Source organism: Arthrobacter sp. NPDC056886 (genome assembly GCF_042788715.1).
Lineage (GTDB): Bacteria > Actinomycetota > Actinomycetes > Actinomycetales > Micrococcaceae > Arthrobacter.
Map to the genome: position 1 here is coordinate 420,454 of NZ_JBHUBT010000002.1, position 11,999 is coordinate 432,452.

The window sequence follows — 11,999 nt, forward strand, 5'->3', positions numbered from 1 at the left end:
TTTACACACCACAACCAACCTTTCTGGGGGATAGTCCATGCACAGCATCATGCCGATCTTCGGAACCAGGCCGGAAGCCATCAAGATGGCTCCGATCGTCAGTGCCCTGCAGGAGTCCCCGCACTTCCGCTGCATTGTGACAGTCACGGGCCAACACCGCGAGATGCTGGACCAGGTCAACGAACTGTTCGGCATCGTTCCGGACCATGACCTCAACATCCTGCAGCAGCGCCAGTCGCTGTCCGCCATCATGACGCGCACCATCGACGGCCTGGAGACGCTCTTCGCCCAGTCGCGGCCAGACGCCGTCATCGTCCAGGGCGACACCACCACGTCCACGGCGGCCGCCATCGCGGCGTTCTATCACGGCATCCCGGTGGTCCACGTCGAGGCCGGCCTGCGCAGCGGCGACCTGCTCTCCCCGTTCCCGGAGGAAGCCAACCGCAAGATCACCAGCCAGATCACCCGCCTGCACTTGGCACCCACCTCCACCAGCAGGGAAAACCTGCTGAGGGAAGGCATCAGCCCCCAGGACATCGTGGTGACCGGAAACACGGTGATCGACGCCCTGCTCGCCACAGTGGACAAGCAGCTCCCCTTCACGGACCCCAGGCTCGAAGAACTTGCCGCCAGCGGCCGCCCTATCCTGCTGGTTACCACGCACCGCCGTGAGAACCAGGGCGAATCCATGCGCGGCGTGGGACGGGCGCTGGCCCGGATCGCCGACGCCGAGCCGGACCTCGTGATCGTCCTGCCCGCCCACAAGAATCCCGTGGTGCGCGAGGCAGTGCTTCCCGCATTGGAGGGCAAGGCCAACGTCCTGGTCACCGAGCCGCTGGCCTACGGCGAATTCACCCGGCTGCTGTCCGTTGCCCATGTGGTGTTGACGGACTCGGGCGGAGTCCAGGAGGAAGCCCCGAGCCTGGGCAAGCCGGTCCTGGTGATGCGGGAAAACACCGAACGCCCCGAAGCCCTTGAAGCCGGCACCGTGAAGCTGATCGGTACGGACGAAGAACGGATCGTCACCGAGGTGACCCGCCTGCTCCACAACCCCGGACATTTTGCCGCGATGGCAAACGCCGTCAACCCCTACGGGGACGGGAAGGCGGCCGCGCGGACCGTGGCAGCAATCGAGGAACTGGTGGGCGTGGGTTCCCGGATCAGCGAGTTCACCGGCGCGTAAGCGCCCGTCGCAATTTTGCGCCCACGGCAACGGGATGTCATCCGGGAAGTTAACACAGCATTAACGTAGGATTGCGCGCATCATTCGGCGTCACCGAGGCTCAGCCCTTATGCTGGGACGCGGGGGAAGCGCCCTCTGACCCGTGCAAAACGGTTCTGGGGCGATCTCTAGCGATGCAATGGCTCGCCGCTCCCGCCACCAGGATCGCTCGTAGAAGAGGAAAAACACATGAAAGTCCAGGCCGTAATTCTTGCCGCCGGAATGGGAACGCGGCTGGCACGCCCGCACCCGAAGCCCATGACAGAGCTCAGTGACGGCCGCACCATCATGCACCAGCAGGTCCACAACCTGCGGAAGGCATTCGGCAAGGGGCTCCGCCTCACCGTTGCTGTCGGTTTCAAGCTCGAAATGATCCTGGAACACGTCCCGGACGCGTCGTTTGTGTACAACGAGAACTTTGACCAGACCAACACCTCCAAGAGCCTCCTGAAGGCGATCCGGAATTCGGCCAAGGGTGGCGTTCTCTGGATGAACGGCGACGTCGTGTTCGACCCCGACATTCTTCAGATGCTGACCCCCTACATCAAGCGCGATGAATCTTTCATCACCGTTGATGTGTCCTCGGTTTCCGACGAGGAAGTCAAGTACATCACCGACGCCGACGGCAACATCCTGGAGCTGTCCAAGACTGTCCCCGCCGATGTTGCACAGGGCGAGGCTGTCGGCATCAACTATGTCAGCTCCAAGGACAAGAAGAAGTTCCTCAAGCGGCTCATCGAAGTCGACGACCAGGACTACTTTGAGCGCGCGATCGAACTGACCATCAAGCAGGACGACGTCAAGTGGACCCCCGTGGACATCAGCGAGTTCTACGCTGTGGAGGTTGACTTCCCGGACGACCTCGTCCGGGCCAACGCCAGCCTCTAAGGGCAGCTCAGCAGTCCGAAGTTTGGCGGCCCAGGCGACTGACGCCACCGCAAGCCGAGCGCAACAGCAAGGGTTACATCAGCAAGTGCGACAACCGAACAACACGCCTGTTTCACGGCGACGGGCCCTCCGGTGGTCTCTTGCTGGTGCGGTAGGCGTCACTGTGCTGCGGGTTTCCGGATCAACATCGGAATCCTCATCCAAGCCCTCGGGGAACGCACAGGCAAATCCGGAGCCGGCAGCACCGATGTCAACACTGGAAGCCACCGTCATCTTGGGATCCCGGTCCGCGCCTCGCCTGCCATACCAGAGGCTGGCGCGCGGACCGGCCCTTGAGACGAAAGTCCGTGAGGACCTCTGCACCCGGGGCCGCGCCAGCACGCCGCGAATCGGGCTGGCAACGTTCGGGCATCTGACGGACGCACACGTTCTGGACGCAGCCAATCCCGGCAGGCTGTCCTTTCTGTGGCAGTACTTTGACTTCGCGGACGGATACCCCTCGTCCGGGAGATTCAGGCCCCAGGACCTCCTGACCGTCCACGTTCTGGACGCGACGGTCCGGAAACTCAACGCTGTCCGCTTCGGCCCCATCGGCCAACGCGCTATTGACTGCCTGGTGACCACGGGCGATCTCACCAACACCTTTGCCGTCAGCGAGCTGTCGGCCGCAGTCGGCGTTTTCAAGGGGGGATCCGTGACCTCACATCCCACCGCCGCCTACCGCGGCGTCCAGGACCACGGTCCGGCTCCTCGCGAGCTGTCGAAGAGCATCTGGCATCCCGAGCCGGAAAATACGCTGATCTCCCCGGATGACTGGAAGGCGCTCCACGGTTACCCCACCGTTCCCGGATTTCTCACGGCAGCCATCAAGCCGGTGAACGCGCAGGGTTCGGCTTTCCCGTGGTACATCGGCGTGGGAAATCACGATGAAGCCGGTCGGTCTCCTTCGGACCCGATCTCCCCAAAGGCGGAGTTCGTTGACACTCTTCGGATCGGTGACCGGCTTCCGATTCGCCTCCCGCCAGGCATGGACACCACTGACTTCTGGAAGGATGTCAATGGTTCCAGTGGCGGCGAACGCCGCAGGCTTATCAAAGCAATGCCCTCCCGAACCGTGAGTGCCTCGAAACTTCGCCGCCCGTTCACCAAGGCAGAGTTCATGGACGCCTTGCCGGTCGTTGAAACCAAGGTGCAGTTTGGCTCCGGCCCGGACTCCGAGGCGACGCCGTACTACACCTTCGACCTATCTCCTGAGGTAGTCGGCATCATGCTGAACACGGCCAGCCCGGATGGCAGCACTGTGGCCGTCCTGGATGCGGCCCAGGCCGACTGGCTGGAGGAACAACTCAAGGGTGCGTCCGCAAAATCGTACGATTCAAAGGGCAGGCTCACCGCATCCACGGCTCAAGACCGACTCATAGTGTTGTTCAGCCACCATCCGCTGTCCACCTTTGATAAAGAGGAGCAATCCTCCGACGACGGCCGGCCGCCGTTGAATCGATCTGCACTCCTGGAGCTGCTGTCCCGCTACCCCAACGTGGTCGCCTGGCTGAACGGCCACAGGCACAAGCACAAAGTAACCCCGCACCAATCCAAATATGAATATGGCGGATTCTGGGAAATTACCACGGCATCCCTCATTGACTACCCGCAGCAATCGAGAATTGTCGAGCTCATGGACAACGGCGACGGAACGCTGTCAATTGCGGCCACGTTGGTGGACCATTCGACGCCGGAGAGCGTGCGGCACGAAGGAGAGCAAACTGCCCAGTCCCTTGCGGCTTTGAGCCTCGAACTCGCCATGAACCGGCCAGGACTGGACCGCGCTGAGATGAGCGGCGGTATCAAGGACCAGAATGTCGACTTGGTCCTCAAAAAGCCCTTCTAAATTTGATCCCTCTTAGATCAGCCTGTCGCGGGACGCCGTGCCATTATGGACAGAGTGTTCATCGGGCGGCGCGGGTTGCAGCACCATCCTTGTACCCAATGACGACGTAACAACCACTGGTTGGAAACAGACGAAAGAAGCGAATCCAAGAATGTCAGGTCGCAAAGAGAGCCAAGCCGTAGCTTCGTTGAAAGCCACCGCCAAGAGGAATCTTCGGCGCGCATGGCGGGCGTTGCCTCCGGAGCGACGCACCCAGATCCGGAAGTTGGCCCACCCTGCCAATCGGGCCAAAGTCCAACGCGCCCTTAGCGCATCACCTGTTGGGTTCCTTCAGCTTCCCCAGCTCACCGTCGTCGTGCTGGCGGCAGATTACGCTCCCGATCCTGATAGGACGCTGCGGAGCCTGATTGGCCAGAAGCCGTCCGCGCTGGAAATGATCGTCGTCGACACGTCTTTGGCCGGCGTCGGCAAGAACACGGTACAGGCGTTCGTCAAGCGGGACCGCCGGGTGAAGTACCTCGCCCTGCCCGGCGCCGGCGAGGAAGAAGCCCGCAACCGTGCTGTGGCCTCCGCGCGGGCCCCCCATCTGATGTTCCTCACGGCGGGAGACCTGGTCGAGAAGGAAAGCCTGGACGTCATGCTCCGCTCGCTGCGGGAGACCGGCTCGTCCTTCGCCGTCGGCATGACCGGAATCGTAAAGGGCAAGACCAGCTCGACGTCGTCAAGCCAACAGGGAATCCACGCTGAACCCCGTCCCGGGGCCAGTTTTGCGGACGTCCCGGAGATCCTGCTGGATGGAGCCCTTGCCAACAAACTTTTCACGCGTGATTTCTGGATTTCGGCTACCGCCGACGTCACGCTGGACCGCGAACACTGGCAGTACGAGGCAGTTCCAACCCTGTACACGCGCGCCAAGTCGTTCGACATCCTGGACCTCAAAGTGGTCACCACGTCCCTGGATTCCGCAGTCCGGCCGCCGGCCCGCGAGCTGATCTGCCAGACGGGATACCTCGAAGACCGTCTGCACCGTCTCGAGTCCCTGGCCGCGGCAGTCCGCGGCGCCTCGGCCCCCGAAGACTACCGGCGCTGGCTTTCCGGAGAACTAGGCGACGGGCTTTTCCGTTATTACGAGGTGGTACCCCGCACCGGACCCGACTACTGGGATTTGCTGCACGCCACGGTGCTGCGCCTGAGTGACGGTGAGGAACTGGATTGGGATCTCCTCAGGATCCACAACCGGCTGATCCTCTCAGCAGTCATCGCGGACAACCGCGAGGACGTTGTCCGCATCTGTAACCACCGGAGCGACTACGCGTCCAGCTTTCCGACGGTGGTGACGGAGGCCGGGCTCCTCGCACAACCCCTTTACTTGGAAGAGCTTTCCACGTACGATCCCCGGCTCCTGTCGTGCCGCGATATCGACCTTCGCCTGGTCAGCAAGATGACCAGCTTCGACTGGCAGGACGACGGCCAGCTAGTAATCGGCGGTCACGCCTTCATCTCCTCGGTGGACCCGGTCAGCGGCAACCTCTCCATCCAGGCTTCCCTGGTCAACGCCAGCACCGGTGAGACTGTCCCCCTTGCGGTGGCGCGCCACTCGGACAAGTCCATCGATTGGGAGTCCAACGACAACTGGACGTCCTACGCCGACGCGGGTTTCACTGCCACCATTGACCCGGCCGTGATGCTTGAAGAGAACGGGGCCGCAGACCGCGCCAGCTGGCACGTTCTCCTGACTGTGAGTGCCGGCGGCCACACACTAACGGCGCCATTGACGCGCCGTGACCTCAACGGTGCCACCGGCCACCTGCCCGTAGGCCGCATGCAGGGCACCACAAGGATGGCCGTGGAAATGCGCGGCGCCACCACCGGGCTCACCTTTGTACCCGTTGCCCCGCAATATGTGGCGACATCCCTGGAGCTGGCGGGGCGAACCCTGAAGCTCACCGTCGATGCCCATGAGGCCCCTGTGGCCGCCAGGGTTTCCATCGAGAGCCGAAAGTTTGGCATCCGCAAGACGGCGGCTTTCCAAGACGTTGAAGGCAATCGAGCCGTCTACCTCATCGACGTCCCGGCGCTGGGATCCGGTGCCAGCGCCACGGTCGAATATGAATGGCAACTGCGTCTGGAGGGCGGCGTCACCGCACCCCAGCCAGTGGCGTGGCCGGAGGGAACCGCTGAACTCGAGGCCCGCTCCGATCAAACCCGAAGCCTCAGGCTGGGACTGACGGGATACGGGTTCATCACCGTCGAGGAGCGGAAGAGCCGCATTATTGCTTCCACCATCGAAATGTCGGCAGACAAACGCACCCTTCGGATTGCCGGCACTGCGGACCTGCATGTCATCCGCGCCCCGCGGCTTGTCCTCTCCAGCGGGAAGGCCGTCATCCCTGCGACTGACGTCGTCTTGGAGGTCCGGACCAATGACGGAAGCAACACCTTCACCGCCGACTTCCTCCTGCCCCAGCGGCCTTGGGGCGGTGAGGAGGTAATGCCGGAAACCGGAGCCTACAGCGTGCGTAACGTTCCCCTGGGGGTCGCCGACCACCTGGGCTACTGGATCCCGGCGTCGACCGGGCTCCAGACGCAGATGCCCCGCCGGATCGAGGCGGACCGGCTGGAAATCGGCGTCAGCCGCACTCCGAAGGCGGCCGCACTGACCATCCACCTACGGCCCCCCTTCGCAGAAGACGAGTTGAGCAGGTTCGACCAACAGACGTTGCGCACTCCGGTAACGCTCGCCGGAAACGCTGAGCTCAAGGACGCCGTCCTGTTCATGTGCTTCGGCGGGCGCCGGGCCACCGACAGCCCGCGCCGCCTCCTGGAGGAATTCCAGAGCCGGGGAAGCCAGTGGCCCATGTACTGGGCGGTCGCGGACTACTCCGTGCCCGTGCCGGCCGGAACCTCGCCGGTGCTGATCGGCTCCCGGTTGTGGTACCAGCTCTTGACCGAGTCCCGGATCCTGATCAACAACAACAACTTCCCGTTCTACTTCCGCAAGCGCGAGGGGCAGGTCTACATCCAGACCTGGCACGGCACTCCGCTTAAGAAGCTGGGCAACGACGTCGCCCGGACTAGCTTCTCCCTTTCATACTGGAACCTCATGTGGCGGGAGGCGGAGTACTGGGATGCCCTCTTGGCGCAGAATGAATACGCCGCCGGCGTTCTTGCCAATTGCTTCGGATTTGAGGGAACTGTTGTGGCCGAAGGCTATCCCCGAAACGACAGCCTCACCCCCGAGCGGATGGAGCAGAACCGGGCCGCCATCCGCACCAAGCTGGGCATCCCTGAGGGCAAGACGGCGATTCTCTACGCGCCGACGTGGCGCGACGATGCCAAGAACGCCTCGCGGCAGTACGAGATGGTCACCTACCTCGATTTCGAAAAGGCCCAGCAGCAGCTCGGCGACGATTACGTGCTGCTCCTGCGCGGGCACCACAACATCGCAAGCCAAAGGCAGACGGCGGCAAACAAGTTCGTCATCGATGTGACCGAATACCCGGAAGTCAACGACCTCTACACCGCCGCAGACATCCTGGTGAACGACTACTCATCCGTCATGTTCGATTTCTGTGTGACGGGCAAACCGATTATTTTCCTGACGCCGGACATCGCGCAGTACCGCGACTCGACCCGCGGCTTCTACTTCGACCTTGAAGAAAAAGCACCGGGCCCGCTCCACTACACAACAGAGGAAGTTGTTCATTCGATCAAGAACATCGCCGACGTCTCCCTCCACTACGCCGCCAAATATGAAGCATTCGTCAAGATGTTCGCGCCCCACTGCGACGGCCAGGCGACGGCGCGGGTATTCGATGCACTCTGGCCGAATGGCCTGAGCGAACCGCAGGCGGTCGGCACCAGCTCCTCATCATCCCTTAGCGAGAGCTAGCCGGACCGCCCGCGACAGCGACACCTGCATTATCGGGGACCAGCCGACTCCCGCCCAACGGCAACCATTACCTTAGGACGCAATACACATCATGAGCGCTGCGCAAAACACGATCGAACACGCCTTACATCTCGAGGAAAAGCGAGAATGGGCTGCCGCCATCGAGGTCTACACCGCATTGCTGGACGACGCTGAAGCTGCCGACGCAGAACTGTACTTCCGCCTTGGGCATGCCAACATCCATTTGCGACGGTGGGTCGAAGCGGACGAGTTTCTCCGACACGCAATTAACCAGAACCCCGATGTCGCTGCCTGGCAATACCGCCTCGGATTCGTGCAGGAACATCTGGGACTTCTTTCTGAAGCAGTCACCAGTTACGCTGGGGCGCTGGAGCGGGAGCCGCACCGGGAGCGCTGGCAACACAGGCTACTGGCCGCGCAGGAGGCATTCGCCCTCGGCGATCCTGGAGCACTTGCGGCCGCACAGCGACTGAGCACCAAGTACCACGCGAAAAAGCTCGAACGACTTCGTGCGGCGAAGGGTCCCTTGTGGCAAGAACTGGAAATTCTCACCGCCGGAAGGATCGCGCATGAGGGCGACGCTGAGTGGCTTGCTCAGCTCGGCGCCGCACAATATCGCATGAAGCATTTCAGGGATGCGGCCGCAACTTACGCAGCAGCCTGCGCGATCCGTCAAGACAACGCCGAATGGTACTTCTACGCCGGACACGCCCATAGCCTCAGCGGCGATCCCGAGAGTGCCGAGGAAGCCTATGATCAGGCCATATTCCACGATACGAACCTTAAGTCCGATGTCTTCGGTATCGGTGCGTTTTTCCAGAAGAAGGGCGCGTGGGTTGACGCGCTGGGCCACTATCAAGAGCAGCTGCGGAGGGAGCCCGCCAACGCGCCAGTTGCTTACCGGGTGGGGCTTGCTTTAGATCGTTGCTACCGCTGGGACGAGGCCGCGGACGCTTACGAAATTGCGATCATCCTCAAACCGGATGTTGCATACTGGCATTACAAACTGGGGGTGGCCCGGGAGCGAAGCTTCCAGTGGCTGAAGGCTGCAGAAGCATACAGCCATGCGTGGCGGTTGAACGCGTCGAAGACCTACTGGGCCTACCGAGCCGGCTATGTACTTGAGACAGCTGGCCAGTACGAACAAGCGTGTGTCTACTATCTGGCCTCAACGTCTTACCCGCAACCGGGATCTCCGGAAGGCGCCCTGTCCCAGGCACCAGATGGGCAAGCCGCTTACCTCAAAGACATCCTGACTCACAGGTTGCCCGACTTGGCCGCGAGGCAGTCTTCCGAGGTCATGCAACGTGCGGCCGAGCTGGCCGCCGAGCTCGGCGACTGGGACATTGCGGTTTCGGCCTTCGCGGACTCCGTTGCCCGCAGTAACGATTTCGATCCCCGAGCCTTCTTCCAGTTGGGTGTCGCTCACCACCGAATGGGGGACTTCAAAGCCGCCTGTGCTGCCTTCCGCCAAGTAACACTTTTCAAGAGCTCGGACGGCATCGACGTCGAAAGCTACCTGAAGAGCAAGTCCCAGAAGTCAAGCATGGAGTACGTCGAGTACTACGAAACCCTTCCCTTGGACCCGAAGGTCATCCTGTGGGAAAGCAACCACGGCTCGTCGATCGGATGCCATCCTTTGGCGCTTTTCGATGAGGTCTCCTCCGATACTCGATACCGGGGATTCACTCACTACTGGGCCATTAACAACGATGACAACATCCCTGACCGTCTCCGCGGGCGAATAGACCTCAGGTTCGTCCGGACTAACTCGGACCTGTACAAAAGAGTTCTGTCTTCTGCCGGACACCTCGTCAACAACGTTTCATTTCCGCCGTACTTCGTCCGCAAGGATGGTCAGAAGTACCTCAACACGTGGCACGGAACCCCGTTGAAGACTCTGGGCCGAGACATGGCCGGCGGACCCGTGGCCCACGCCAATATCGCCCGCAACTTTCTGCAGTCAACCCACATCATGAGTCCGAACCAGCACACCACGCAGGCCCTGATTCAGCGGCACGACATCGAAGGTCTTTTCCGGGGCAAGATCGCGGTGACGGGCTCCCCCCGGATCGATGGTCTCGTAAACGCGGATGAACCCAAACGCCGCGAATTGCGCAGCAGGCTCGGCATCGCAATCGATGACTCCAAGCCGGTGGTCCTCTACGCTCCAACGTGGCGCGGCGAGTCAGATGACCGGTACGTCGACGCCGTAAGGCTCCGAGACGACTTGGATGCCATGCGCGGACCAGACCACCATGTGTTCTTCCGTGCCCACCGGCTCACGGAAGGCCTGCTCAGTGGATTCGATGCCGGTACGTCGATCGTTCCGGGTGACATCGACACCAACGACCTTCTTGCCGCGGTCGATGTTCTCATCACGGATTACTCAAGCATCTTCTTCGATTTCTTGCCCACAGGTCGGCCTATCGTTTTCTACGCCTTCGATCTGGAAGACTACGCAGAAAACCGCGGCCTCTACTTCGATATGGAAGAGATGCCCGGGAAACTTGTACGGGACCGGTCGGGCCTGGCGGCTAGCATTCAACACTCACTGAGGACAGATCCGGCATCCGACCCACTGTACGTAGCAGCCAAGGAGCAGTTTTGCCCGCTGGAGGACGGCAGTTCCGCAAAGAGAGTGGTTCGATTCTTCCTCGAAGACGACCCCGATGGACTGGCCGACGGCCCAGCCGAAGAAAAGACCACTCTCCTGTTCCATCACGGTCTGATACCGAACGGAATTACAACCTCCTTCCGGAATCTCGTCTCAAGCCTCGACACGTCGCGATTCCGCGCCGTCCTGGTGGTAGAACCGGCCGTTCTCGCAGCCGACCCCTCACGGCTGAATAAGCTCAGGGAACTGCCGAGCCACGTCCAAATAATCGGCAGGATCGGGGTTCAGTCCCATACCCCAGAGGAACGTTGGATTTCCCGAAAGCTGACGGCAAGGCTGGACTTGCCTTCCGACGCACAGTGGAACATATACCGGTCCTCGTTCACGCGTGAATTCCGACGTATTTTCAGTGACAGCGTCTTCGACTCGGTCATCGAATTCGACGGATACGCACCCTTCTGGACAAGTCTGGTGGCCTACGGTCCGGATGATGCACATAAGTCGATTTACCTGCACAACGATATGGCGAACGAAAAGCTAATGAAGTTCCCCATACTGGAAGTCATCTTCCGGCTATACCGTGACTTCGACACACTTATTTCCGTGGCCTCGAGCGTCGCCGACAAGAACCGTCGTGAACTCGCTGGGGAGTACGCCCTGGATCGTGAAGCATTCACGCATTGCGACAACCAGATTGACTCAGCCCGGGTCCTGTCAGGAGCCGCCGAAGACTTGGATGCCGACATCGCCCAATGGTACGAAGGAGGACGCTTCAACTTCGTATCCATAGGCCGGCTCTCCCCGGAAAAAGACCATCGAAAGCTCATCAGGGCCTTCGTCCGATTCCATGACTCCAATCCTGGAGCCAGGCTCTTGATCATCGGCGATGGTCCCCTCCGCTATGAACTCGAGAAACTCATTGTCGGTCACAAGGCTGCCGAGTACATCTGGCTGGCTGGCCAACGGCTGAATCCGTACCCTGCGCTTAGGCACGCATCCTGCTTCGTCCTGTCCTCCCTCCATGAGGGCCAACCTATGGTCCTCTTTGAAGCGATGATCTTGGGTCTTCCCATCATCTGCACGGACATGCCTGGCCCTCGGGACGTTTTGCAGGGTCGCTATGGACTAGTCGTCACAAACGACGAGGACGGCGTGCTAGCGGGGCTTCAGGCGGCACACGACGGCTTGACTCCCCGAGATGTGTTCGATGCTGAAAGATACGCCAAGAACGCACTTTCACAGTTCGTTGAAGCCAACGTTCGAGTCGCTGGTGAGGCGGTCACCGAAGGTGCCCAGGTGAGCATGACCCAGGCTGATTGAGCTGTAGTTCAGGGCGCCTTGGCGCAAAAAACACCGGAGTTTAGGGGAGGCGGGGTATATTTGGCGGGGGCCACCGGGATAGAAGTGGTCTAAAACAGCACCACCACGGCCCGCTGGTGGACGTGGGACACAAAGTGTTTTTGGGTAACGG

The 11,999-nt window shown here is 61.2% G+C and carries 5 protein-coding genes; all 5 read left to right on the forward strand.

From position 1 onward, the window contains the following. The first annotated feature begins 37 nt into the window (after positions 1–37). The 5 genes from wecB (at position 38) to ACFRJ8_RS05120 (ending at position 11,848) form a co-directional block, all read left to right on the forward strand. On the forward strand, positions 38–1,183 hold the full coding sequence (wecB, locus tag ACFRJ8_RS05100; protein WP_377985069.1) for a non-hydrolyzing UDP-N-acetylglucosamine 2-epimerase: 1,146 nt from the start codon (positions 38–40) through the stop codon (positions 1,181–1,183). A gap of 228 nt (positions 1,184–1,411) precedes the next feature. Continuing rightward, positions 1,412–2,110, forward strand: coding sequence for an NTP transferase domain-containing protein (locus ACFRJ8_RS05105; RefSeq protein WP_377985070.1), 699 nt, complete (start codon positions 1,412–1,414; stop codon positions 2,108–2,110). A 247-nt stretch (positions 2,111–2,357) separates the two neighbouring features. Next, the gene (locus tag ACFRJ8_RS05110; protein WP_377985071.1) at positions 2,358–3,998 is read left to right on the forward strand and encodes a TIGR03767 family metallophosphoesterase; all 1,641 of its coding nucleotides are present in this window, start codon (positions 2,358–2,360) and stop codon (positions 3,996–3,998) included. Positions 3,999–4,353: 355 nt separating this feature from the next. After that, positions 4,354–7,890, forward strand: coding sequence for a CDP-glycerol glycerophosphotransferase family protein (locus tag ACFRJ8_RS05115; protein WP_377985072.1), 3,537 nt, complete (start codon positions 4,354–4,356; stop codon positions 7,888–7,890). Positions 7,891–7,981: 91 nt separating this feature from the next. Next, positions 7,982–11,848: a CDP-glycerol glycerophosphotransferase family protein gene (locus tag ACFRJ8_RS05120; protein ID WP_377985073.1), complete on the forward strand. Its 3,867-nt coding sequence runs from the start codon at positions 7,982–7,984 to the stop codon at positions 11,846–11,848. Positions 11,849–11,999 lie beyond the last annotated feature (151 nt).